Annotated in this window: 19 protein-coding genes; 10 read left to right on the forward strand and 9 right to left on the reverse strand. The window is 60.8% G+C overall.

Annotation, left to right across the window (positions count from 1 at the left end):
• Nucleotides 1-2: 2 nt before the first annotated feature.
• From F455_RS0109990 to F455_RS23640, 5 genes are all read left to right on the forward strand, one after another.
• Complete coding sequence (locus tag F455_RS0109990) at nucleotides 3-2258, forward strand: anti-phage 6A-MBL system cap2_3 protein (RefSeq protein ID WP_018973148.1); 2256 nt, start codon at nucleotides 3-5, stop codon at nucleotides 2256-2258.
• 2 nt (nucleotides 2259-2260) lie between these two features.
• A complete protein-coding gene (locus tag F455_RS22010) occupies nucleotides 2261-2851 on the forward strand; it encodes a YkgJ family cysteine cluster protein (protein ID WP_018973149.1) in 591 nt (196 codons plus the stop codon).
• Nucleotides 2852-2976: 125 nt separating this feature from the next.
• Complete coding sequence (locus F455_RS0110000) at nucleotides 2977-3753, forward strand: hypothetical protein (protein ID WP_018973150.1); 777 nt, start codon at nucleotides 2977-2979, stop codon at nucleotides 3751-3753.
• 162 nt (nucleotides 3754-3915) lie between these two features.
• Nucleotides 3916-4788, forward strand: coding sequence for a hypothetical protein (locus F455_RS0110005; protein ID WP_018973151.1), 873 nt, complete (start codon nucleotides 3916-3918; stop codon nucleotides 4786-4788).
• A 437-nt stretch (nucleotides 4789-5225) separates the two neighbouring features.
• Nucleotides 5226-5492 (forward strand): HNH endonuclease, encoded by a 267-nt coding sequence (locus F455_RS23640; RefSeq protein ID WP_425413742.1) that lies wholly within the window; start codon nucleotides 5226-5228, stop codon nucleotides 5490-5492.
• Nucleotides 5493-5705: 213 nt separating this feature from the next.
• Here the strand turns inward: F455_RS23640 and F455_RS0110010 are convergent, their stop codons facing one another.
• A complete protein-coding gene (locus F455_RS0110010) occupies nucleotides 5706-6785 on the reverse strand; it encodes a site-specific integrase (protein ID WP_018973152.1) in 1080 nt (359 codons plus the stop codon).
• A 102-nt stretch (nucleotides 6786-6887) separates the two neighbouring features.
• Between F455_RS0110010 and F455_RS22015 the strand changes: the two genes are divergently transcribed.
• On the forward strand, nucleotides 6888-7694 hold the full coding sequence (locus F455_RS22015; protein ID WP_018973153.1) for a DNA-binding protein: 807 nt from the start codon (nucleotides 6888-6890) through the stop codon (nucleotides 7692-7694).
• 344 nt (nucleotides 7695-8038) lie between these two features.
• Here F455_RS22015 and F455_RS0110020 read toward each other — a convergent pair whose 3' ends face one another.
• Nucleotides 8039-8344 carry a Dabb family protein gene (locus tag F455_RS0110020; protein WP_018973154.1) on the reverse strand — a complete coding sequence of 102 codons (306 nt, stop codon included), beginning with the start codon at nucleotides 8342-8344 and terminating at the stop codon, nucleotides 8039-8041.
• A 141-nt stretch (nucleotides 8345-8485) separates the two neighbouring features.
• Nucleotides 8486-9457, reverse strand: a complete 972-nt coding sequence (locus tag F455_RS0110025; protein WP_018973155.1) for a LysR family transcriptional regulator — start codon at nucleotides 9455-9457, stop codon at nucleotides 8486-8488.
• Between the two features lie 125 nt (nucleotides 9458-9582).
• Here F455_RS0110025 and F455_RS0110030 point away from each other — a divergent pair, with 125 nt between their 5' ends.
• From F455_RS0110030 to F455_RS0110045, 4 genes are all read left to right on the forward strand, one after another.
• On the forward strand, nucleotides 9583-10284 hold the full coding sequence (locus tag F455_RS0110030; protein WP_026293259.1) for a pirin family protein: 702 nt from the start codon (nucleotides 9583-9585) through the stop codon (nucleotides 10282-10284).
• Between the two features lie 165 nt (nucleotides 10285-10449).
• Nucleotides 10450-11280 carry an alpha/beta fold hydrolase gene (locus F455_RS0110035; RefSeq protein ID WP_018973157.1) on the forward strand — a complete coding sequence of 277 codons (831 nt, stop codon included), beginning with the start codon at nucleotides 10450-10452 and terminating at the stop codon, nucleotides 11278-11280.
• A 96-nt stretch (nucleotides 11281-11376) separates the two neighbouring features.
• Complete coding sequence (locus tag F455_RS0110040; RefSeq protein ID WP_018973158.1) at nucleotides 11377-11562, forward strand: hypothetical protein; 186 nt, start codon at nucleotides 11377-11379, stop codon at nucleotides 11560-11562.
• A 139-nt stretch (nucleotides 11563-11701) separates the two neighbouring features.
• The gene (locus tag F455_RS0110045) at nucleotides 11702-12964 is read left to right on the forward strand and encodes a BaiN/RdsA family NAD(P)/FAD-dependent oxidoreductase (RefSeq protein WP_018973159.1); all 1263 of its coding nucleotides are present in this window, start codon (nucleotides 11702-11704) and stop codon (nucleotides 12962-12964) included.
• Nucleotides 12965-12986: 22 nt separating this feature from the next.
• Here F455_RS0110045 and F455_RS0110050 read toward each other — a convergent pair whose 3' ends face one another.
• The 6 genes from F455_RS0110050 to F455_RS20470 form a co-directional block, all read right to left on the reverse strand.
• Nucleotides 12987-14651, reverse strand: a complete 1665-nt coding sequence (locus F455_RS0110050; RefSeq protein ID WP_018973160.1) for an NAD(P)/FAD-dependent oxidoreductase — start codon at nucleotides 14649-14651, stop codon at nucleotides 12987-12989.
• Nucleotides 14652-14829: 178 nt separating this feature from the next.
• Nucleotides 14830-15852, reverse strand: coding sequence for a serine hydrolase (locus F455_RS0110055; RefSeq protein WP_018973161.1), 1023 nt, complete (start codon nucleotides 15850-15852; stop codon nucleotides 14830-14832).
• Nucleotides 15853-15933: 81 nt separating this feature from the next.
• On the reverse strand, nucleotides 15934-18987 hold the full coding sequence (locus tag F455_RS0110060) for a hypothetical protein (RefSeq protein ID WP_157578717.1): 3054 nt from the start codon (nucleotides 18985-18987) through the stop codon (nucleotides 15934-15936).
• A 339-nt stretch (nucleotides 18988-19326) separates the two neighbouring features.
• Nucleotides 19327-20484, reverse strand: a complete 1158-nt coding sequence (locus F455_RS20460) for a BBP7 family outer membrane beta-barrel protein (RefSeq protein WP_083918901.1) — start codon at nucleotides 20482-20484, stop codon at nucleotides 19327-19329.
• Between the two features lie 20 nt (nucleotides 20485-20504).
• On the reverse strand, nucleotides 20505-23918 hold the full coding sequence (locus F455_RS0110070; protein WP_157578719.1) for a cytochrome c family protein: 3414 nt from the start codon (nucleotides 23916-23918) through the stop codon (nucleotides 20505-20507).
• A gap of 227 nt (nucleotides 23919-24145) precedes the next feature.
• Nucleotides 24146-25723: an alpha/beta fold hydrolase gene (locus tag F455_RS20470; protein ID WP_083918902.1), complete on the reverse strand. Its 1578-nt coding sequence runs from the start codon at nucleotides 25721-25723 to the stop codon at nucleotides 24146-24148.
• Between the last annotated feature and the right edge of the window lie 3 nt (nucleotides 25724-25726).

Below are 25726 nucleotides of genomic sequence, written 5' to 3' on the forward strand. Positions count from 1 at the left end.
CTGTGGAACAGAATGTCTGGGGAAGCGTCGTACCGGCCATCACCGACGATCCCGAGAACGCACACCTGAAGGAGTTGCTTCGGGCGTGTGAGGCACACCCTGACTTCGAGGTCGTCGAGTTCCTCCGAATCGAGGGTGATCCCAACTTCCTCGCCATTGTCGTCGATGCCGGCGACGGCACGGTCGCACCGGCCAACAGCGCAGGCATCCACCGACGCGAGCGGCTCGCGCTGACGTTTAGGCCCGACTGCGAGATGCCGGTGGAGGTTCGTGCGCTGCGCAAGGACTTCCCGGCCACCCTGCACCAAAACGCGGTGGGGCCGGGGCAGCCACGTTCCCTGTGCCTATACGAGCTGTCTTGGTCGACAGTCGAACGTGGCTGGACGCCGCAGACGCACCTTCGCCAAGTCCTTCGTTGGTTGGAAAAGACTGCCGACGGTACCTTGCACGCCGCCGACCAGGCGCTCGAGCAGTTGTTCTACACGACAGGGGAGCAGGTCGTGGTCCCGGCGGAGCTGTCGCGGGCCAAAGCAGAGGACGTCGTCGCCTTGCGCCTGACACGAGTTGTGCAGGCGGGACGGCGCGCGACGATGATTGTTGAGCGCGCTGCCGTCGCGGCCAGTGCACTGCCCGATTTTGACCTACTACAGATCACCGTTGCACCCATCGCCCACCTCCCGATCCAGTCGCCCCCGCATACGTTGGGCGAGATCCAGGAGCGGCTCCAAGCCATGGGTACGTCCTTGTTTCCGGGGTTGCTCGACGCAATGCGCTCGCGAGGACTGTCTGGCATTGCGCTTGCCCCGAGCCATCCCCCTCGACGCGTCCTGTTGCTGGCGAGTATTCCGCGTTTGATCGATGGACAGGTGCTGCGTACCGACGTTCGAGGATTCATCTTGGAAATTGATCTCGCACGCTTGGGTTTGGCCTTGGGCGTGCTGCAACAATTGGACTCCGCCAAGCCGGCGTTCTCCTTTCAGTATTTGCCACCAGACAAGCCACCGTCGGAACCGCAGGACGATCGCTGGAGGGACTACACGCTTTATCCGGTCGACGTTCGGTTTAGCCCCGACCGTGCGATGGCGCGGTGGATGTCCGGAGTTTCGGAAGCCGACGCAATGTTTCATGGCGTGCTGGCGGGCACAGGTGCCTTGGGTTCGGTATTGGCCGAGCTTTGGAGTCGCGAAGGCTGGGGGCACTGGGACCTCGTCGATCACGACACGCTCGATCCTCACAACCCGATCCGGCACATTGCCTCGTTTCGCGAAGTAGGCCAGTTCAAGGCCGAGCTGGTGCGCCAGCGTATCGACTCGCTGCTCGATACGCCCTTAACCGATGCCACGGCTATCGTCGCCCGCGCCAATGCGCTTGGCAACGCGGAACTGGATGCAGCCATCAAGCGGGCTAGCTTGCTGGTAGACGCCACTACCACTGTCGACGTCCCTCGTGACTTGGCCGAGCGCGACGGTCCGCGGATTGCTTCGGCCTTTTTCACCCCCTCGGGTTTGAGCGCCGTGCTCTTGCTCGAAGATGCCCAGCGAGCGATCCGCGTATCTAGTCTAGAGGCCCAATACTATCGGGCTCTGCTGAAGGAGCCATGGGGTCGCGCACATCTGGAAGCCAGTCAACTGGTTCGCACAGGTGCCGGCTGCCGAGATCGCTCACTCATCTTGTCGAACGAGCTGGTCCAGTTGCACGCCGCGCAACTGGCTCGGCGCATTCGGCGCGGTGTGGCCGTGCAGAGTGCACAGATCTGCGTCTGGACACTTAACGACGACACCGGTGCCATCACTTGTAACCACGTTGCGCCGGCGGCGACCTGTTCAATGCACCTGGGGAACTGGCAGGTGCGCTGGGACGAAGAGCTCGAGCACCAACTTGAGCGGGCTCGGCGTGCGGCCTTTCCCGCCGAAACCGGTGGCGTGCTCGTGGGCGTGGTCGACCAGAAACTCCGGACGATCCACTTAGTGGATGGCTGGACGGCGCCGCTCGACAGCCAAGCAGACGAATCCGGATTCACCCGCGGCAAGCTCAACGTCCTGGAAACGTTGGAGGAGTGCCAGCGGCTGACGCAGCGAATGGTCAGCTACGTGGGCGAGTGGCATTCACATCCCCGGGGCCTTTCCAACACCCCGAGCGTCTTGGACGCCGCCTTGTTGGCCACCCTGACGATGCAATTAAGTGCAGACGGCATCCCGGCGGTGATGGCGATCGCCGGCGAAAACGGCTTGGGCATCTCACTCGGTGAGATGCGCTAGCTATGACTACCCCGATCGATGCAGATCCCATCGCCGCGCGCGCCATAGCCCAGCGGAACTTTGACCGATTGCTCAACGAGCTCTCGCCAGACATCGTGGCACGGGAAGATGGCTTGGCCGAAGAGATAGCGGGGCTATCCGGGTCCGCCGCCAGCCGACTTCGTGCGCTTTACGCCGCGTTGGCCCAAATCAGCGATGCTGTCGCGCCCTTTGTCGCATGCCATGCAGGCTGTACCAGTTGCTGCCATTACAACGTCAGTGTCTTTCCGCTAGAGGCGCAGTTCATCGAAGCGTGGACCGGCCATCGCCGCTTGGCCAGAACCAAACCGGCAGGGGATTTTCGCGGGCAGGCGTGTCCCTTTCTGAAGCAGGGCCGCTGCAGCATCTACGCGCATCGTCCTGTGGCTTGTCGCCAGCATTTCGCGCTAACCGCCACGGCGCACTGGTGCGCACCGGAACGATGCAGCCAAGAAACTTTTCCCCTGGTGCAGTTTTCTTCGGCCGCGGACGCTTTCGTCGACATCATCCAACAGGACGGTCGTAACACGCCTCTGGACATGCGGCAGTGGTTCGGGTCCGAGCCGATCGATTAGCGAAAGAAGTAGATGTGGAGTCTGGTAGATTTGACCGTCACTTCCAACGAACGCTAATCACAATGGCGCAGCACTTTAAAAAAAGCGATGAGATATCCAACCCTATGGTACAGACCTAAATTTTCATGACAACGATATTCGAGCTCATCAACGACCCCTACGAACGCAAGGCGCGGGTCATCCCTGGTCTATTGGTCGCATTGCCGCTGCTCGTTCCACTCCTGTGCGTCTACGGTGCGAGGCACCCCGCATTGACTGGCGTTATCGGCTTGCTCGCGGGCTGTGGCGCCATTTACGCGCTTGCCAGCATCGCACGGGGTCGTGGTAAGAAGTTGGAAGAGAAACTGGTCAATGAGTGGGGTGGGCTACCCACAACCATTGCTTTGCGCCATCGCGACAAATTTTTGGATAGCATCAGCAAGCAGCGCTATCACGCCGCCTTCACAGCCAAGTTAGGTATCGCCATGCCTACTGCTGAGGATGAAGCTGCCGATCCCAGCAAGGCTGACGACACCTACGTCGGGGCAACGAAGCGACTGCGGGAGCTCACGCGCTCCAACAAACAGCTCCTATTGAAAGAAAATATCGCGTACGGATTTCACCGCAACATGCTGGCGATGAAGCTGATCGGTATCGTGTCATGCCTCTTGGGTATCGTCTATGGACTACTGATCGCAAAAATCCTGCAGGTGAATCCACCTCAGTTTGTTCCAGTGCATTTCGCGGATCCAGGCCTAGCTGCCGGTTTGACACTTCTGATTTCATTCGCTCTGCTCGTCGCCTGGCTCTTCTACTTCGAAAAGGGGGCAGTTAAGCGTATGGGGTTCGTTTATGCGGAACGTTTATTCGAATGCTTGTCATCTTTGCCGTCCTCGATTTCGCGAAAGCGTGTATCGACGTAAGGTCACACCCGCCGGCAGCCGTGAGTTCTTACTCAAACTGTTGGCCAGGCAGATATCTTCAAGCTACAGACCGCTCCGAGTACCGCATAACTGAAACGTCTTTTCGAGATCCTATCTTCCAATAGGAGGTGGAAACACCAATGAGCGGCAGAGGAATTCGGCATGCCCCCAGTGGAAAAAGAGCAGGACGGGGCGAGTGAGCTTCCTACGGAAGAGCACCGCGGAATGCCCATTTACGAGGACTCTCGGGTTCGCTCGATCGTAGATTCCCTAGACGAACAACTGTCCGAAGGGTGGTATCCGGCCAACGCAATGGCCCTAAAGCTATGGCACTGTCTGGAGGCGCTTCGCGACATCGAAGTTGCTCTTGAAAGCGCGGCAGTGCAGAAGAATGCGACCAAACGAAAGCGCCAGCTCAAACAGTTCTCAGTTCAACTTCATACGTTTGCTGGCTCGGTCGTACGCCTTTGCGATCAGATTGTGGGCGATCCCGATGCTCGGCAATGGCTGAAGCCCGGGATCACGGCCGAGGTCGCAGAGATAAAAAGTGAATTCAGCGAACTCGTGCCCATTGACCACAAGGGTGACTTATCCCTCATTCGCAATCGCATGGGCGGCCATATAGACAGGGAGCTTTCGCCAGAGGGCGCGCGTGACATTCTTTCGCGACAGGCACTGTCCCATTTTGGCCGGTGGCTGCACGTCTGCATACACGCGCTTTTGGACCTGATGAAGCTCAACGTTTTCGCTTGGTCGGTGCACAGCGAATCAGATGATGTTGTCAGATTCATGAATTGCGAACCGTTCTTGGTCACATTCCGAACGGGAGGGGGGCAGATTCAGGAGATACATGCAGTGCACTTTTCCAAGCGCTCGCCAAGGATGGCAGTGGTTGATTTGATCGAGGTGGTGATCGAGCATTCGCAGTGGATGTTCCGGCGCGGGGAGCGGCGGATACGGTCGTTGAAAATCGACAAAGATACGAATTGGAATACGTTCCGTGGCAGCCTGGCGAGCTGGTCAACAAATATATGAGTCGCCGCGCACCTTGTTCGCCAGCTAGCACAGCAGATGAACGTAGCATTTGCTCAGGCCAAGGCCAATTTAGAATTTTTCTCTTCCGGTATGCCTGACGCGCGTGGGGCTTCTGAGGCGCGATTAGTATGTAGGACGTGGTGTCCGAATTCCCCGCGACGTTGTGTAGGAATTCTCTGACATGGTTGGTGCGTGACAATGACGGCTCGGCGAGGGATACTGTTGGCGTCGAGACTCATTCGGGCTCGTCTCTGAAAGCGCTATTCAGCGCGGTATCCGTGATGCACCTGTAGGGCGATCGGATCTTCTCTCTTTCCTTTGAGATTGGATCAATGCCCGCATCACTTAAAAAGCAGCGCAGCCACGCATACCGCAACCAAGAGGCCCGTTGCATCTACTGCAACGCGGCGACTTGGGACAAGGATCCCTCTGAGTTTATGGCCAGATACGGCCTCACATTCGAGCGGGCGAAACGATTTCAGTGCACCGCGGAGCATCTGCGTGCTCGGTGCGATGGGGGCGGTAATGATCGTTCCAACATCGCGGCCGCCTGCCTTACTTGCAATCAACGGCGACACCGATTCATACCGGCGCCCAATCCCGAACGCTATGCGAAAATTGTTCGTGCCGCCGTCGAACAACGACAGTGGCACCGTCTATGGGTATTCGACGTAGGCATTTTGCCGCAAATGCGACCTACTTGAAGTCGTGCAGTTCGATGGCTGAATGGCTACTGGGCCACCGTCGTGGGGCAGGGGCAGAATTTTGGCTCGTCACAAATAGCACGAAATCCGAGACCACCCCGAGGAGCCGAACTGAACTTGCAGAATATTTATGAAGGACAATGGCTTACTTCATCCGGGATGTTGGTGCGGTCACGATGCGATCGTCTGCGCGCGCACCACGCAGCGAATTCTTCACTTCAACAGTCGCGCTGCCGGATTGTCTTCAGCTTGACCTGCTTGAAAATACCCCACGACACTCGCGACCGATCGATGCTCGGTCATAGCCATCACTGCCGGCAACGGCACCCCTTGCTTACCGGCCTCGGTAACGAAACCCGATCGCAGGCTGTGCCCGCCAAAATTCCCCTCTAACCCCGCCATCCGCGCACGCCGCTGCACGATCTGGCCCACGGAAGCAGGGGAGAGCGCCGGACCGACCCGGTTCTTCCAGATCCGTCGAAACATCGCCCCCTCGACGACACCGGCAGCCTCCAGCCACTCCGTCAACGCCCGCGCGCTGCGCCCAATGATCGGCTTATCGGGCGTCGAGTTGGCCGTCACACCAGCCTGCTGCGTCTTGCTGTGCTCCAACCTATATATGTACGTCTCTTCGCCAGTACGGCGCAGATCGCGCATATCGGCCGCGGCGATTTCGCTACGGCGGCGGCCGCCGCTAGCAAAGCCAAAGCAGAGCAGGGCAGTGTCGCGCAGCCCTTCGAGGCCATCGTCGCAGATCGCCAGCATCGCCTCGAGTTCCGGTCGGGTGATGGCCGTCTTCTTGGTCGGCCGCTCGCCACGCTTGACCGAAGCGCGACGGGCGCGGCTGAGCAAGGTGCGCACGCTCGGCAGTTCGCACGGATTGGGCCGCCGCTTGAGCTTGTGCGCGGTCGACAGCACCGCAACGCGGTGGGCCACGCTGGAGAGCTTCAGCGGCCCGATTTTGGCTTTGAGGCCGGCCGCAACGAGTGCCGCGTCGATGTCGGCTGGCAGTTCGCTGACCAGGCCGGTCTTGTTGCGCCGCTGGATATGGTCGACCAGGAACTGGATCACCGTGGCCTCGCTGACGGGCAACGTCAGTTCGATCCCGAACCGTGCGCGATGCCAACCGGCCCAATAGCGCAGGGCGCTCGCGTAGCTGCGTGTGGTATTCGCGGCGGCCGCTTCCGCCAACAATTCGCGCACCGCGTGGGCCGCTTGCTCGGCCAATTGCTCCGGTAGCAGCAATTGGGCAGCCGGCGAGGCAAGTGTCGGAAGGGATTTTTTTTCTTTCATATAACGTAGTTTATACTACGAAATAGTACCCATACTAACGATAATCATCACTTATCGTTAGTACAAAAGCAAAAGAGTAGGGCGTCGACATCGGAGGCAGAAATGGCACGGGGAGTCACCCAGGATCAGGTCACGCGCGCCGCGGATGCGCTGCTGGCGCGCGGCGAGCGGCCGACCATCGAAAAAGTCCGGGCCGAGCTCGGCACCGGCTCGCCGAACACGCTGTTGCGGCTGCTCGATGTGTGGTGGGCGGAATTGGCCGGGCGCTTGGCGGCGCAGGCGCGGGCACAGTTGCCAAGCATTCCAGATGCCGTGCAACGCGCCATGATGACGCTATGGAGTGAGGCGGTGGTTGTGACCCGACAGGAAGCTGAAACCCGCTTGGAAGAACGCGAGCGAGGGCTCCAGGAGCGGGAAACCGCGCTGCAGGCTCAGCTTGAGCAGGCAACGGCTCAGGAGACAGCTCAGCAGGAGACCCTCATACTCGTCCGGCACGAGTGCGAGGCCGCGAAGGCAGACCTAGTAAATGAGCGGCGTCGGATCGACGATTTACAGCAGTCCCTGGCCGCCGCCCTTCGCTCGCTCACTGAGGCTCAGGCGACGGTTGCCGCGTTGCGCTTAGCCGGCGAGGAGGCGCAGAAGGCGTTTAGAGTGGATCGGGAACGTGCTGAAGCTACCGAGCAGCGTTGGCTACGTGAGGTCGATCGGGCTCGTGAAGAAGCAAAATCCGCTCAGCAGGATGCCCGGGCTGCATACACGAAGGTCGCCAGCGAGACAAAGCGCCGCGTGAAGCTGGAAGAGGATCTTGCTCACCAGAAGCGCATAATGAAGCAGCGCCTGGCCGAGCTGGAACGCCAGCAAAAGTCACGAAAGAAGAGTAAGAATTCCGCTTCACGGAAGCCCGGCTAATCTTAACTGATGGGTTTGGGAAGGAAATTGGTCAATGTGGTCTGCGCAAGTCAGATAGCTGCATATCCATGAGTGCTTCGCCGAAACGATGGGCATGTCTTACTGCGTGGATTGGTCATTTGGAGTGCGTAGTCAGGCCAGCTAAGAATGCGCAGACCAGCTACGAATGCGCAGACCAAATTTTCCATCAATAAACGTGCCAGCCGGTTCTTGCGTCGTCTATTGATCGTGAATGTATATTATGTCAAATAGAAGACGGCAATGATTTCACTACCTTTTGTAGTATCCCCGAATCACGGGAACCAACTTTTACGGGCAACATGCTTTGGGAGACCGCCTACTCTCTACGCCGCGATGTCGTAGACAACGACGCGTTCCCAGAGCGACTGGCAAGCGGAAACGAACCTTGCGTGGTGCTCGCACTTGGTTTGATAGAACTCGTGGTCCTCCAGGGACTTGAAGTGCAACGAGGTCGCGAAGTCGAACGAATGATCCACGACGGAGCGATGTTCCGTCTGCGCAGGAGGGCCGACGAACCCGCTTTGGAGATACGGAATCGTGGCTAGGCGACGCACTTCGGTGGCGAACACGTTCCGTTCGGACGCACTGAGATCTTTGCGTAGCCAAAACAACGCGCTGTGGATAAGCATGGTGCGAGTTCTCGGTTGATGGCAAGACGAGTGTATCGCGACGCCTAACACCTGAGGCAAGCAGCTGTTCCAGATAAGAAGCACGTTGGGCCAGACCTACCCCGGCGGAGCCTGATCCCACTCGAATTTCGACGACGAGAGTCAGCGGGATTTCACATCAATCGAGCCAATCGTGTTGGGCTTGCCCCGCAAATTGTCCCGTTCCCACGGTGGCGTGTGCTCGAAATCTGCGACCAATGTATCTATCAGCGCACGCACAGCCCGGCTGACGTAACGTGTCTGGGGATAAACCGCATAGATTGTGTCGGCTGTCAGCGGTGACTCGGGCAACAGCTCGATCAGTTTGTGATCACGCAGTGCTGGTGCGGCAATGAACATCGGCAGCGCGGCAATTCCCAGGCCGGCGATCGCCGCATCGCGCATGCTCTCGCCGTTGTTGAGATGCACTCGGCCACGTACGACGATCTGTCGCGGCGCCTCACCTTCCTCCTGCGGTACGAACTGCCAGTAAGGCGCAACCGAGGCACTGCCGTAGCAAATGCAATCGTGCTGCCGGATGTCCTCAATCGTCTCGGGCACGCCGTTACGTTGCGCGTATTCCGGGCTGCAGACGAGCACTCGTCTGCTTGCCGCGATGCGTCGTGCCATCAGCGAGGAGTCGTACAAGCGGCCGATACGCACGCCGAGATCGTAGCCGCCGGAAAGGATGTCGACGTAGCGGTCGTCGAGATCCAAGCTCAGATCGAGCGCCGGATGTTCGCGCATGAAGGCGTACAGCAGCGGCCCCAGATACGCGGTGCCGAATGTCATCGGCGCGGCGATGCGCAGGCTGCCGACGATCTGGCCCGATTCCTCGCCGGACACGTCGTCTACGGCCTGTTGCATGCGCGCGAGCACATCGCGCATGTGCTCGTAGAAGCGCTGGCCCGCGTCGGTGAGTGCGACACCGCGCGGAGAGCGATGCAGCAGCTTCACGTGCAGCTCGCTCTCCAACCTGGCAACGCGCGCGCTTAGTTGCGATTTCGACACGTTGAGCCGGCTTGCGGCAGCGTTGATGCCGCCGTTTTCAACCACCTGGATATAAGCGCGGATGTCGCTGAAGTCGTAGTCCATGACCTATTGAATCACGAAAGCTTGGGTGTTCGGCAATCGCAAACACCGAGTTCGTAATTGCCCGGCTAGGCGCTCTGTGACACTCGGCATAGAGTGCACTCCATCGAATGCCTTTGGAACACATCATGCACATCACCCGACTTTCGCAAGACCGCGGCCTCGCCGATTTCGGCTGGCTCAAGAGCCGTCACACATTCTCCTTCGGCGATTATTTCGACGCCGAGCACATGGGCTTCGGCCCGCTGCGCGTGATCAACGAGGACCGTGTCGAACCGGGCAAAGGTTTCGGCGCGCATCCGCATCGCGACATGGAAATCCTTTCCTGGGTGCTCGACGGCACGCTCGAACACAAGGACAGCATGGGCACCGGCGCGCAGATCCAGCCCGGCGAGCTGCAGCGCATGACCGCCGGCACCGGCGTCGTGCATTCGGAGTTCAACGCATCGCAGACCGATCCCGTGCACTTTCTGCAGATATGGGTCATCCCCGAGGAGCGTGGCCTCAAGCCCAGCTACGAACAGCATCGCTTCGCGGCGGCCGACCTCGCCAACCAGTGGCACCTGATCGCCTCGCGCAACCCGCGCGACGGCGCGCTCAAGATCCATCAGGACGTCGACCTTTACGCGACGCGCCTCGCCGCCGCACACGAACTGATCTTTGCGCCTGCCAAGGGACGCAAGCTTTGGCTGCAGGTAGCGCGTGGGTCGGTCGTGGTCAACGGCGAAACGCTGGAGACTGGTGACGCTGCAGCATGGGCCGACTCGGAAAGACTCGTCGTGCTTGCCCACGAAAACGCTGAATTGCTGTTGTTCGACATGACGCCTTGACCCATTTTCTCCGCTCAAGCGGTGGAATCGCAGGCATCATTGCGCGAACGCAGTGCGCAACGCCGAAGCACAGCAAGCGGACACGCGTCATACTGAACGGCGGCATGGCGCGCATATCAAGTAAGAATCCGTCGCGTTTCATTCCCCTCCCCTCTAGGAATCTTCATGAGCACGATTACCACCAAAGATGGCACCGAAATCTTCTACAAGGATTGGGGCAAGGGTCAGCCCGTCGTTTTCTCTCACGGCTGGCCGCTCTCCGGCGACGCATGGGACGTGCAGATGCTCTATCTCTCCAGCCGTGGCTACCGCACCATCGCGCACGACCGCCGCGGCCACGGCCGCTCGGCGCAGCCATGGAACGGCAACGACATGGATACCTACGCAGACGATCTGGCCGAACTGATCGAGAAGCTCGACTTGAAGAACGTCGTTCTCGTCGGTCACTCGACCGGCGGTGGCGAAGTAGCGCACTACATCGGCCGCCACGGCACTTCGCGTGTGGCCAAAGTCGCGCTTGTCGGCGCAGTGCCGCCGCAAATGCTGAAGACCGCGGTGAATCCGGGCGGCCTGCCGATCGAGGTATTCGATGGCATCCGCGCGGGCCTCGTCGCCGACCGCTCACAGTTCCACAAGGATCTCGCCGCTGGCCCGTTCTACGGCTTCAATCGCGCGGACGCCAAGAAGTCCCAGGGCCTGATCGATTCGTTCTGGCTGCAAGGCATGGCGGGCGGCCTCAAGGGCCAGTACGACTGCATCAAGCAGTTTTCGGAAGTCGACTACACGGAGGATCTGAAGAAGATCGATGTGCCGACGCTCGTCGTCCACGGCGACGACGATCAGGTCGTTCCCATCGATAATTCGGGCAAGCTCTCGGCCAAGATCGTCAAGAACGCGACGCTCAAGATCTATGCAGGCGCGCCGCACGGTCTGGCAAGTACGCATGCGGATCAGCTCAACGCCGATTTGCTTGCCTTCATCGAGGGCAAGCTCTAAAGAAGATCCATCTGATCTCGCTTTCGCCGATGTCTTGGTCGGCGTGATCCATGGGTCGTTCAATGTGCGACCGCCGGCGCTCCGTCGGCGGTCGCCTTGATCGGGTCGACCGGCATCTTGTGTGCGAGTGGCGAGCATATAGTTCCACTGGCCTGGCACCGGCTGAAAACCTCGGAGTCTCCATCCAATCTCGCCGCCGGCACACTGACGTTCGCCGCAGGCTTCGTCGACACCTCCGCATTCATCGCCCTGTTCGGCTTGTTCACCGCCCAGGACCGATAGCTGCCCTGCCTACTTGACCAGTGGCTGCAAACGACTCGATAACTGCCCTTTCCTACCCACGATAAGCTCCGCTAATCTCGGTCGTCTATGGCAGCTAAGGCACGCGCTCGCTGTCCGCGAAACTCTGATCCTCGTCTGAATGACCATCTCGTCGACTCATACAGTTCAAAAGTCCTTCCATGACGCGATCGTTCTCGGCGCCGGTGCAGCCGGCATGTTTTGCGCGGCGAAGATCGCGCAGAGCGGCAAGCGCGTCGCCGTGCTCGATCACGCAGCCACCCTGGGCGAGAAAATCCGTATCTCCGGCGGCGGTCGCTGCAACTTCACCAATCGCGATGCGAAGCCGGAAAATTTCATTTCGGAAAATCCCGGCTATTGCCGCTCGGCTCTCGCCCGCTACACACCGCAGGACTTCATCAAGCAGATCGAAAGCCACGGCATCAGTTGGCACGAGAAGCACAAGGGGCAGTTGTTTTGCGACGGCTCCGCCCAACAAATCGTGCGCATGCTGCATGGCGAATGCGCCACCGGCGGCGTGGAAATTCTCAACCCGGTCAAGCTTCATAATCTGCGACGCAGCGACTTCGGCAAGGCACGTTATGCCTTGGATACCAGCTACGGTCCTTTGCACTGCAACGATCTCGTCGTTGCCACCGGCGGCCTGTCGATCCCGAAAATCGGTGCCAGCGATTTGGGCTATCGCATCGCCAGGCAATTCGACATCCCCGTCGTACCGCCCTGCCCGGCTCTGGTGCCGCTGACTTTCGAGCCGGAAGTCTGGGCGCCTTTTGCAAAATTGGCCGGCGTGGCGCTGCAGGTCGTCGTGCGTTTGCCGCGCGGCGAAGGCGGCAGAGGCAATACGCCCGAGTTCACCGAGGACTTGTTGTTCACCCATCGCGGCTTGTCCGGTCCAGGGATTCTGCAAATATCGAGTTACTGGCAGCCGGGAAAAACCATTGCGATCGATCTCGCCCATACCGAGCCGTTGGATGCCGCGTTGATCGAACGCAAAACGCAGGACAAACGTGCTTTGCACAACGTGCTTGCGGACTACATGCCGCAGCGTCTTGCCGATCATTTCGGTGCGCAAGTCGTAGCCTTGCATGCCGGCAAGAAGCTGCCCGACCTGCCGGACAGCGTGTTGCACAAGCTCGGCCAGAGCCTCAATGACTGGCGCATCGAGCCGAACGGCAGTGAAGGCTATCGCAAGGCGGAAGTAACGCGGGGCGGAGTCGACACACGCGCACTCTCCTCGAAAACGATGGAGGCCACGGCACTCGCCGGTTTGTATTTCATCGGCGAGGTAGTCGACGTCACGGGATGGCTGGGTGGCTACAACTTCCAGTGGGCCTGGGCGAGCGCGGTTGCGGCGGCGAAAGCGATCGGCGAAAGCGGCGTTTGATTGCAACAGCGAGTCGGTTGGGTCAGGAGCCTGCGCGAGTACGACCGGCGCTGATGCTCAGCGCCACCGCCTCGGCCACTCTGATGCCGTCGACGCCTGCCGAAAGTATGCCGCCGGCATAACCGGCGCCTTCGCCGGCCGGATAGAGTCCGCGGGTATTGAGGCTTTGCAGGCTGTCGTCTCGCTTGATGCGAATCGGCGAAGAGGTGCGTGTTTCCACGCCGGTCAGCACCGCGTCGTGCTGATCGAAACCGCGCAGCTGCTTGGCGAATGCCGGCAGCGCCTCGCGAATTGCCGCGACGGCATAGTCGGGCAAGGCGCTGTCCAGGTTGCCCAAACTCACCCCCGGCTGGAATGAGGGCACCACCTGGCCAAGCTCTTTGGAAGCGCGCCCGGCGATGAAGTCGCCGACCAATTGCGCGGGTGCGTTGTAGTTCTCGCCGCCCAACGCGTAGGCATGGCTTTCCAAAGCGCGTTGCAATGCGATCCCGGCGAGCGGGCTGCCGCTGGCGTCGAACGCGGCGAAATCGGCGGGCTCGATGCCGACCACGATCGCCGCGTTGGCATTGCGTTCGTTGCGCGAATATTGGCTCATGCCGTTGGTGACCACTCGTCCCGGCTCCGAGGTGGCCGCCACCACGGTGCCGCCGGGGCACATGCAGAAACTGTAGACCGAGCGACCGCGGCCGGCATGATTGCCTTTGCAGTGATGCACGAGCCGGTAGTCCGCGGCGCCGAGGATCGGATGGCCGGCCTGCGGGCCGAAGCGGGCCTGATCGATCAGCGATTGCGGATGCTCGACACGAAATCCGATCGAGAACGGTTTCGCCTCGACGAATACGCCGCGCCGATACAGCATGTCGAAGGTATCGCGCGCGCTGTGACCGAGCGCGAGCACGACGTGGTCGGCGCGGATCTCACTGCCGTCGGCGAGGGTCACGCCGCGCAGTTGGCGCTGGCCGTCGGCCGCGGTCTCGATGTGGATATCGTCGACGCGCTGGCCGAAACGGATTTCGCCGCCGAGCGCCTCGATCTCCTTGCGCATGTTCTCGATCATGCTGACCAAGCGGAACGTGCCGATATGCGGCTTGGCGACATAGAGAATTTCTTCGGGCGCGCCGGCCTTGGCGAATTCGACCAATACTTTGCGCCCGTGATGCTGCGGGTCGCGAATCTGGCTGTACAGCTTGCCGTCCGAGAACGTGCCGGCACCGCCTTCGCCGAACTGCACGTTGGACTCCGGATGCAGAATGCGCTTGCGCCATAGATCCCAGGTGTCGCGCGTGCGTTCGCGCACCGCTCTGCCGCGCTCGAGCACGATCGGCCGAAAACCCATCTGTGCCAGCACCAGCGCCGCGAACAATCCGCACGGACCGAAGCCGATCACCAGCGGTCGTAACGGCAGTTGTGCCGGCGCCTGGGCAACCATGCGATAGCGGGTATCGGGCGCCACGCCGACATGCGCATCGTCTTTGCAGCGCGCAAGAATTGCGGTCTCGTCGCGCAGGGTCACATCGAGCGCGTAGATGAGCATGATCGCGCCGCGCTTGCGCGCGTCATAGCTGCGCTTGGCGACCTGCAGCGACAGCAGCTCCGCGTCTGCGATCGCCAGTTTGTCCAGCACTGCCTGGCGCAGCGCAGGCTCGGTATGTTCCAGCGGCAGTTTGATATCGGTCAAGCGCAGCATCGATCAGCATCCTTCGCGCCACGCCGTTGCCGGCGCGGCAGGGCTCGAGTTAGGAGCCAGAACCGAGAATTATCGCGGATTCGCGCGCCCGGTGGATGCCGGCCATGGAAAAGTACCCTTCCCCTGCCCGATCGCTGTCAAAACACGGCGCTTCGCTCGAATCAGGACTGCTGTCAGCTCAGGACAGGAATTCCCTCACGCGCGTGAGCGACTCGTTGATGGCGGCAAATAACTTCTGCACCGTAGTTGAGTCATCCGCCTCCGGTGCATACCAGTTCAATATGAAGGCAAAGTACGCCCAGCGACCAGCTACGTTTATTCCCCCGGCGAAAGCGCGCACGTGAAATCCGGGTGCGTCCGCATTGCCGCTTTTGGCGTAGACACTAACCCCAAGCGGAAGCGGGATGAGATAGATGTAGTCGCACAACGTGAGGATCCGCCGGAACTCCTGCAAGGTCTCGCCACGCTGAAAGAATTGACCCTGCAACGCCTGCGAATAGTAGGTGACGAAATCCTCTGCCGTGGAGGCAAGCGTCTGCACATTGTTCAAAAACGGATTCGCAACCTGCCCCGCACTGGCTAGTTCCAACAGCTCGTCCCAGGTGATCGTCTTGTAATTCTGTGCACCGAACAGATAGCCGGCAAAGGCCCGGGTGCTGTCCGGCACCGACGTCTGCGTTAGCCCGGCCGATTCAATCAGATCGCGGATGTTGTCCACACCGGCCAGGTTGAAAATCATGTCGGTCGCGGTGTTGTCACTGCGCATGATCATCGCTTCCAGCGCCGTTCGCTCGGAGACGATGCCGCTCAGATTGGGTGGATTGAATATGGGGCTGCCCAACGACCAAACATTCGCATCCAGCTGCAGTTCCTTTGTCTCGAGTGCGTGGCCGATGCCAAGAGAGTCCGGTAGGAGCTCCGCCTGCCGCAGCGCCTCGCAAAGCGCAAATGTCTTGATCGAACTGGCGGCGAACAACACCCTGTCTGCGTTTATCTGAACACTGAACCCGGGTCTGCCCCGCTGCGAAGGGGCATAGATCTTGAATCCAAGATCACCCGGCAGGTCGTTGAAGAGCTTGGCGATGTCGTACTTCGAGACAGGGACATATCGCGCGGCCGTGTCCGTCGCTTGCACAGGAAGCGAGGCGGAGATCGCCGTCGCCGCTGCCGTCCTCAAGAAATCTCGTCTGAAACGGATCATGTCGCCCTTCCTTTTTTTGCGGATTCCGGCGCAAGGTCCATTGCAGTCGTACTCCGTTGAGATAAGTGTATGCCATGCAGGTCAGCGTACCGGCGCGGCAGCCATGACCAACGGCAACTTCCAATTCTCGATCCGTGTCCCCTGCCCCGCATTGAGATGGCTGGTCAAGTAATACAGTCGCTGGATCTCGTCGCTCTGCCCCGGTCCCACCTTGGCATCCGCGAACCGCTGCTGCAGATAAAACGGCGGAATGCTCTGGCTGTAGAGCGTGGCGCGCACGCGTGCGATACGTGCAATTTCGCCGGGTGGCAAACGGACTTCGTAACGCACTTCATCGCTGCCAGTTAGCGTCGGATCGGTGTAGTGCGGGTCATGCGCCGCTTCACCTTCCACTTCGCCGAGCAGTCGGATGTAGGGCGATGGGCTGTCCAGGAACAGCTTCGGATCAAAGCCGCGCGGGCGCAACCGGTTATCCTTGACCGTTTGCACACGCCGCAGGAACGACGTGGTCAGAAATCCCTCCGAATCCTTGATCAGCTCTTGGTAGATCTGCACCTGATTGCTGTGCGTGATGCGTTGGTAGTGCGGCTGGTAGTCACGCTGCGCAACACCATTTTCTGTCGGCAAGCGGTGATCGCTCAACCCATCGAGCAGGAAGCCCAGCGCGTCGGTACGGCCCGACGCCCAGATCGGCCGGCCTCTGGAATCTTCGGCGATGAACTCGATGAACAGGCGGCGAAAACCCACGCCAGAGGGCAGGAAATGGCCGGTCTTGTTGGTCACATGCACGGTGGCCGTGAACCGGTCGTCGGTTCGATGAACATCCTTGATGGCGATGTCCGCAGATTCATGTCGCGCCATGCGCAGCATCGACTCTGCTGCGGTAATCAGGGCCGGCTGCGTCGTGGTGGCGCCCATGTAGTCGATCTGGCGCACGCCGAGCAGCAGCGGGAATTGCTGGAACATCTCGTTGAGGAACACGTTGAGGCCATGCAGCGAATGGCGCGCGTAATCCTCGCGCGCTTTCAAGGTAATCGCTTCATCGGGCAAGCGGTGCGTGGTCGGCGCGAAATCTTCCGACTCGATATTGGCGATCTTCGTGCCGGCCAGGCTCATCGATTTGTAGTGGCCGGGCATATGGCAGTCTTGGCAGGACTGGAACGTCGCGCCGCGCGCGAACACGCTGTTGGTCCATTCCAGATGCGTGGTCTGTTCGTAGGTACTCGTAACGGAGCCGCCTCCCGGCACATGCACCGAATGCGGCCGGCCGTCGTTGTCCAGCACCGGCAAAAGGATGTTGTGGCAGCTGCCGCACAGATCCGAACTCTTGATCTGCTCGCCATGTTCGGGCGTGACGCCGAGCGCGTGTTTCATCGGATCAACGATCACGTCGTCAAACGGGCCGAACAGCTTGTCGTCCGGACCGGCGACCCAGTTGCCGGTAAAACCGGACTCCTTCCCGAGTGCGGTCTTGTCGATGCGATGGCAGACGGTGCAGGAAATGCCATCGCGAGCGAGGTTGCCGTAGCCGTGAGGATCATCGGAGGCCTGGTAGCGCGTGACCATCCCGAGCCGGAACGGATCGCCGAAAGGTACCTCTGGCGGCGGCGCCACGGCGAATAGATCCTTGCAGCGTGCGTCGGCTTTCTGCGTATCGATCGCGAGCTGGCGCTGGCCCATTGCGCCGTGACAATGCAGGCAAGTGTTTTCGACGCATTCGGTGAGCTTGGGCAGACGGTTGGTCTCACTCTGCAACTGCGAGAAAAATACTGGATCGCGCCCCGCCAGTCCCATCGGCGAAGCGCGCCATTCGCCGTACATGGATACGTTGACGGAGTTGCCGGTCTCAGGATCGTCGATCAGCATGTTCGGCGCGGCATCGTTGGACACCGTTGCATCATGGCAACCCTGGCATTGATCGGATGTCAGGAAAAGCCCGGGCTTGAGCGCGCCTGCGCTGCGGTGGTCGAAGCTCTCTGCCGGCAGGTGGAAACGCCAGGCGGCGGCGAAATCATCCGGCCCGAGCGCGCCGAACGAAGCGGCGAATCGAGGTGCCGGGTGCGGCAATGGCTGGCTGAAGGCCCAGGCCTGGCGCTGCGCATCGCGCAGCATGGTCTCGCCCGCGCGCGTATTGTGAGCGTCGATATGCTCGGCGCCGGCGCGATCGTCAAAGCCACGACCGCGCAGACTCAGCATGCCAAGCTGACCGATTGTGCTAACGGGCGTCACCGGCGCGCTGAAATGTTTATAGAGCAATCCGGACGTCAGCACATTGTCGAGCGAGGCGAAGGTCATCTCTTTCTCGGCCGAGGCATGACAGTTCATGCAGTACGCGCCGAACAGGCTGTAGGGAGTGACCACGTCAGCCAGTTTTTGGCCCGACGGCTTGCCTGGTTGTTCGCAGGCCGTGTTGGTGAACAGGTCGCCCGTGGGATACCAGCATGGATCGTTCGCCGGTCGATTCGGATCGGGGCCGAAAAAAGCAGGATCGGTTACTGCGCTCGAAGTGAGGATAGGCGGATTGCCCTCGCCGCTGGCGGTCGGATTGGCCCAGTACCAGCCATCGTGCGTGGCGCCGTTCTGCTTGTACATCACCGTCCATGAACTAGGCTCGATCGCGACCGCAGGCTGGCGGATTACCAGGCACTGCGCGTTCTGATCGATATGCAAAGCTTGCGGATCGATAGAGCGCATTTCTTTGACGATCATCGCGCCGTCTGCGAGCGCGCCGTTGCGCCCGTCGCATAACCAGTCGACCACCTCGGGCGAATACCAGACTCGTACCGCCGGGTGCACGCCATAACTCTTGCCGTTTGGGAAGTCGCCAGTGTATGGACCAGTCAAGCGCCAATCATGATCGGCGACCCAGCCCAGACTGCGATACGTCCGCTCGCGCAGGAAGGTGCGCAGGCTAAAGTCAAAACGATTCTTCGCCTCCAAGCTCGACATCTCGGCGGGCTGCGAGTCGAACAGTGCGTGCTTGCCGCGATCCGGATTCGCCGTGCACCAAGCCGTAATCGCCTGCGGCGATGGCGGCGGAGGCGACTCCGCGCACACCCACTCTGCCGGCGAATTCGGCGGAAATGGCGGCAGATTCGGCGTGGACTGAGCGAACGCGGTAGTGCTTGTCGACAACAAGATCACAAGACTCTGATACCGCGCTGCCTTCAAGTCCCCTCCCCCGCGATCGCGACTCGCATTTTTGAATTGAGGCTCCCAAAAAATCGGCTTTAACTTGCGGTTGCCACGCCTGCAAGTTTGATTTACGGCAGGCGTGGTAAAAACAATGGGTCGTTGTTGCAGAAATAGCTGATCTTGCCGTTCTGGTCGTGCTCCACCAGGCGGAAGGCCAGCGCGTTATCTCGGGACTTAGCCTCCTATCGATTGACGTCGTCCCTTTGTGTTCTGCACGACGATGCATTTCGTTGCGAAACTTCCGCAGGCAGGCGTCGGACTTATAGGACCCCACCCCAGTTAGAACCGGTACGCGAAGCCCACGGTCAGCGTTCTCGCCCAGAAATCGGTCGTAGCGAGGCTGAACGCCGGCTGCGCAGCCCCCACCGACTGTACCGGCGAGTCGTTGCCGTAGGACACGGTCTGTGTCGGATCGATGTTGCGATTGATCTGCTCGCCGGGCCGCACGACGTTGCTTGCCGACATGAACGAATAGCCGACGAACACGGTCGCCTCGGGCGTCAGCCGGTAGCCCACGTTGAGCGTTATTTCCGGCACGGTGGCGAACACGCTCTGCGTGTGGTTGCCGCTGTTCGACGGAAACGCGAAATAACCGCCCGGGAAAATCTGCGTTGCCCCGTAGTTCGTGTAGTCGTTGGTCACGAGGAAGCCGTTGACCGACACTCGTTGCTGCATCGTGCCGAACGCGACCTTGGCGGCGAGGCTCCCTACCCACGGCCCGCGCTCGAACGCGGCGCGCGCACCCACTTGCAGACCGTAGAAGCGGTTGCGGGCGGCGAACGCGTCGGTGGTGTTCCAGATGTCTGCCGGATTCGGCGGGTTGTACGGGCTGCTGGTGGTGATCGTGTACGACTCGCGCAGTTGCAGGAAGCGGAAGCCGCCCAAAAGATCGAGGCGCCAGCCATCTTGCGGCGGCAGCGACCACGTGACGTTGACCTCGCCGCCGCCGAGCGAATTCGAGAATGTCGCCCGCGCGCTGCCGCGGTAGTCGGGCCAGTACGACAGCTCGGTGACGTTTTCCTGTTGGGTCGTCACATCGTAGAACGGAAGCAGCAGGTCGATCGAGCCGGGTTGGCCCGTCGAGCTCACGCTGGACGACGTCGTGCGGCTCGGGAGGTAGAAGCCGCCGAGCTCGACGCCCATGCGGTTGTCGAGGCGATAGGTCGCCGTGACGCGCAAGCCAGCGTTGACGTTGGTGTCGACCGTGCCGCCGCCCAGCAGCACATTGACGCCGGGCGCATCGAGGTAGTTGTCGGTGACGATCGGTACCGGCGTCGGGCTCGCCTTCAGCGACGCGAAGAGCGCCTCTGTGCTCAGCGACCAGCGGCTGTCGCTCTCGGCCGGCATCGGCGCGGTTTGCGCGAGCGCGACGCCCGCCGCGCAGCCCCCCAGAGCTATGGCAGTGGCGCACCGAAGAACGGCGTGTCTCCTCTTCATGGGGTGGTCTCCGTTGCGCTTCACAGCGAGTAGAGGAACGCGCGCAGGTTCTGCACGTCGCTCGCCGACAGCGCGTTCAGCGCGTCGATGGTTCCCAGCTTCTTGACCGCGGGTCCGTCGTGCATGAAGGCCGCCTCGACGGCGTCGCACGCGCGTCCGTCGTGCATCAGGAAATCGCACGCGGGGTCGCCGGGGTTCTTCGTGTTGCCTTGGGAATCGGTGACGAAGCGGTTGAAGCGCATGCCTTTCAGCGCCGGCGTGCGGATCTTCTGCACGTAGTTCTGATACTCGGCCAACACCACGCCGGTGGCCGCATCGCGGATCTTCTTGCCCGCCGGCACGACGGCGACCTGCGACAGGTAGCCCATGTCGTGCATCAACAGGTCGGTGCCGAGATACGACAGGAAAGGCTTGTTGCCGCCCGCCTTCGGATCGTAACGATTCTTGAGGCGGTCGCGGTACGCTTGGCTGAGCATCGTGTCGTCGGGATTGAAATCGATCCGGTCGATGACATGGCACGTATCGCACTTCAGGTTGCGGAACACGGTCTCGCCGGCGATCACTTCGGGCAGCTGCACCTGGAACTCGGAACGGGTGGGATTGCCTATCCAGCGTGCGTAATCGGCCATGCGCTCGATATCTTTCTCACTCAAGTTTCTGTTGCCGGCCTGCTGGTCGACGCACGTCTTGTCGGCCGGCCCGCAGTTCGGCGCGAGGTAGCGGATCGGCGACGCCGACTTGCCGTTCGGGTAGAGCTTCTTGTAACCCTCGCTCGAGGTCATGTTCATCTCGACGAAGGCGGCGTTGGCCACCTGGTCTTCGAGCGAGGCGCGATCGCCCAGCCAGCCGAAGCGGCCGATGTAGCAGTCCTGCATGCTCTTCGTGATGCAGTTCGGCTTCACCTTGCCGCCGACGCCGTCACGCGAGCCGACGGTCCAGATGAGCTGGCCCGCGATGTCCTTGCCGAGCAGCGCTTGCTGGCTGGCGCGGAAGCCGATGATCGCATCGTTGGGCATCGCCTCGATCGCGCTCGAGTTGCCGAGCCGCTTGCCGTTCAGCAGCATGTAGCCGACCGCCTGCGCGTTGATCGCATTTTCGATCGCCTCGCCGCTGACGTCGTTGCAGGTCAGGGGCCAGGGCTTGCCGATCGGTGCGAGCAACACGATCTGGCAGTTGCCGCCGACGGTGAACGAACCCACCTTGACCTGCCAGGGGGTGTAGATCTTGTTGAGTTCGGCGTTCTTGCGTTGCGTCGCTACGACCAGACTGTCATCGCTCGCAGGCACATACGACCACTGGTAACTGTTCCCCTGCGTGACGTGGAAGCTGTCGCCGTAGAAGTTCATGATCGCGTTGCTGTAGTACAGGTCGGTCGACGTGCGCGGCGGCGACAACAGCGTGAGCGGGGTGAAGGCCTTCGGTTCGGAAAACACGGAACCGTCGTCGCGGGCGGTGCTGCGCAGCAGGTCGAAGAAGACGAGCTTCATCGGGTGAATGCTCCCGGTGAAGGTGTAGTCCTCGCCAGTGTAGACGGTCCCGGTCGCCTTGCTTTTGGGGTTGTATACCGCTCCCGTCATGAACTCCTGCAGCTTCGCGTCCAGCGTGAGTTGCGGGTTGATCGGGATGCCGCTGCCGTTGCGCACGTGGCAGCTGTCGCAGGTATTGCCGTGGAACGGGACCTTGGCTGCGGCCCCGTCGAAGGCGGCGTTGAAAATCATCGTCGGAAAACTCTTCTTCGCCGCGTCCGTCGCCCCTTCCCTGACGACCTCGTTATACATGCCCTGCATCCGGTACTCGTTGTGCCAGAGGGTCCTGCCACGGATCCCTTCGGCGAACACCTGGGGCTCCGCTTCCATGTGATTGGTCATCAGCAGCGTGTGGTAGAACTCCCTGCCGCTGTACTGCCGGGGGACGAACGCACGCTTGATGTCGGCCTCGTTCGCGATCGGTATGTACAGGCTGAAGACGCTCGTGTTGTAGACCTGCTCGTAGATGGAATAACGCTTGTTGGCGGAACTCCGGTAGAACGAGACCGGAAGCTGAAGTCCCGGCACGCCGGCAAACAGGAACGACGTGCGGCCGTACTGGTTCGCCGGGATGATATTCGCAGCCGTCAGCAGTTGCGTGTTCCAGGTGGCGGGCCATTGCTGGATCCAGCCGTTGTGGTGCAGCTCGTAGTTGAGCCCGCACTTGCGCAGACTCGTCGCGTCGCCCTTCGCCAGGTGGTCCAGCGTACATTGGCGCGGATAGAGCGTTTGCTTCGCTCGGTAGATGCCGCTGGTCGTGCAGTTCGGCCCGTTGGGCCCCGTCAACGTCGTGTCGCAGGTCGAGAAATTCTGCGGCCGAGACAGCTCGTCCGTTATGGCGAAGGTGCCGAGGAAGGGGTTCTGCGCGGACTGCAGCTGGAAATCCCCCCATTCCATCGAATTGCCGCTCCACGGGAAGTGTCGCTGGTTCTCCGCCGTGCCCTGGTCAGTCTTGAAGTTCGTGAGCGCATTGTTGAACCACCGGAGCAGGAAATCGTTGTATTTCGAAAACGTCATGTCATCGGAAGGTAACGTCGCGGGGACCGGCGCGAGATCGAAGGCCGCCAGGACAATGTTGCAGACCGTGATGCCTTCGAGGCAGTGGTTATTGGGAGACTGCGGCCATACCGACCAAGGGACCGCGCGCGGCCAGCCTAGCGCGCCGCCGGCGCCCCAGGCATTGAATCCGTTGTTGAACGGCGAGAGGTAATCGGCGTAGCAAACGGGATCCTGCATGTCGACGTATAAGTAATTCCCGTTGCCGTCGTAATTCTTCTCGAACATCCCGTCGCAGTAGTGCGACATGAACCAGGGGAGCTGCGGCGCGTAGGTGCTGCCGTCGGTGATCGTGTACTTGTCGTAAACGCCGGCGTTGCCTTGATCGTTGCCGTAGACGCGCGGCGCCAGCTTGACCCCGTTGTCGTCGACCGTGGTGTAGTAATTGCCGACCTTGAGCAGGACCTCGATGCACGGCATCGACGTGTCCTGGCACTCGGCAGGGTTGTTGATCGGGGGCACCTCCTTCGGCGCCGTGTCGGGCGTCTTGACGGGCGTCGCGTACACCGTGTCGATGCGTTGCATGCCGAGGATGTTGGTGACGCCGGTCTCGAGCATGCAGTCTGCATTGGACCAGTCTGGATTGGACAGTTTCTTTTTGGCGCAGAAATCCTTGTCGTTCTGCGGCAACGCCTCGTACGGCATGATCAGCGGCTCGTCGATCTGGTTGCCGGCGAACGTGCCGAGCTTCTGGTGCCACGGCACATCCGAGTACCACTCGTTGACGGGCTGTTTGGTCGTGATCGCGGGCCAGAACGGTGCACGATCGTTCTGGTTCTGGGCGCTTGCGACGATCACGAAGGTGGCCGCCAGCAAAGCGGTGCCTAGAGCAAGGATGGATCGGATCTTCACGCGCGGTCTCCCCTGTGTTGCGGTTGAAGTCGTCCCTTATGTGTTCGGCGTTGTCGTTTGAAGCATACGCACGTCCCCAATCTGCGAGATATACCCTGATCAGGCTATAGCCACTCGGAATGGGTAACAACGCACAAAACTGTCGCCAAGAAATCACGATGCGCGAAGACCCAAACGCTATCCATGCGCTTCGGGACACCCTCACTCCTACCGATCGAGCATACACCTTAATCGATGATCGGAAGGGTCTCCCCACTGCTCTCCTCTGCCGAAGAAAACGGTATGAAAGGCGGCGGTTTGAGTGATCCCACGCAACCCGTATCGGGTGCGTCTGGGTTGTCGAAGAAGGACCTGACCACTGTCTGCGCGCATTGCGAATTGGCAATCACGAAATGCCCGATCCCGGGAATGCTGATGATCGTTCCTTTCGCAAGCGTGGCCGCCACTTTCTTCGCAAAGTCCAGGTCGGTCACCGCATCGAAGCTGCCCGAGACAAGCAGCACGGGCAGATTCGTCGTCAGTGGCCGGTGGGCATCTGCGGCGGCAGGAACTCGCCAGATTCGCCGGCAATCATCGTTATTGTAGGCCCAGGTACTCACCGCCTGCTCGGTGATCGATGTTGGATAAAAGGGGAAAGCCTGCTTGCCTGCTGCGCTGAGTTCGCGCCGCGGGAATGGGTATTGCTCGCGGCAGACCACTCCGTATCCGAGACCGTAACTAGCTGCGGGAGCACCCGCCACCGGCGGCGGCGCCAACCCGACTCGGTACCTGGCAATGGCTTGCAGCGCCTCGGGGCGGCCGCGCGCCAGCTTGTGGATCAGGTCGGGCGCAGTCGCGAGCCCCGGGTTGTTGGCCCGGCTTTGATCGCGCAACCAGTCGACCAGCGCACCGCCATCGAGAACCACTTTGACATCCTCGCCGGTTGCCGGATCGTGCACCGTCGTGATCCGCGGATCGGCCTCAAGCCGGTTCACGAGTTTGCTGAAGATGGGTTCGAGGTGGGGCCAGGCCGCGTTGCAGGCGGGTTCTGCGGCGCAAGCCGCAAACAGGTTGTCGAAGCCGGCGCGCGTGCTCCACCAGTAGTCGGGAAGAATCGTGGAGACGGGCACGACCGAGTCAAGAACCATGCTGCGGACGCCCTCAGGGTGGTCGCGCACATACGCCTGTGAAAGATCGGTACCGTAGGACACACCCAGGACGTTCCACTCGGCAATGCCCAGCGCGATGCGCAGATCGGCAAAATCCGAAGCGCTCTCGCTGGAGTTGTAGGCGCCCAAGTTGGTCGTCTTCGCCAGCAGATCCCGGCGACACTCGGCCGTGGCGGCCAAATGCGCGCGCTTGGTCGCCTTGGAATAAAAGCGAAGTCCGACAAGCTCCCGGGTAAATGCGTCGATGGACATGCAGGTCAAGGCGGGCTCGGACAGGTATTGCCCACGCTGGTTCATCACGATCAGATCGCGACTGTCGTTGATACCGGCATCGACCAGACTGGCGGCTTCACTGCTTGCGATGCCACCGGGACCAGTCCCCAGATACACGATCGGATCGCTTGCCTTGTCGGCTGATCTTGCAGGAATGATGGCAACGAAATTGCGAATGGCCCGGTCGAGCGGACGGTTGCGATCTTCCGGCACGACGAGATAGCCGCAGCGCGCATTCCACAACTGCGGCGCCAACGGCGGGCATGGCGCGGGCTCAAATCGCGGCAGCGCGCCCGTGTTTTGGGCGGAAACACGCGTTGCGAGCAGCGACGGGCAGGAGGCCGCGATGGCAAGGGCAAATCCGATTCGCAAAAGGGTCCGCATTTG

It is taken from the genome of Rudaea cellulosilytica DSM 22992, from assembly GCF_000378125.1.
GTDB lineage: Bacteria > Pseudomonadota > Gammaproteobacteria > Xanthomonadales > Rhodanobacteraceae > Rudaea > Rudaea cellulosilytica.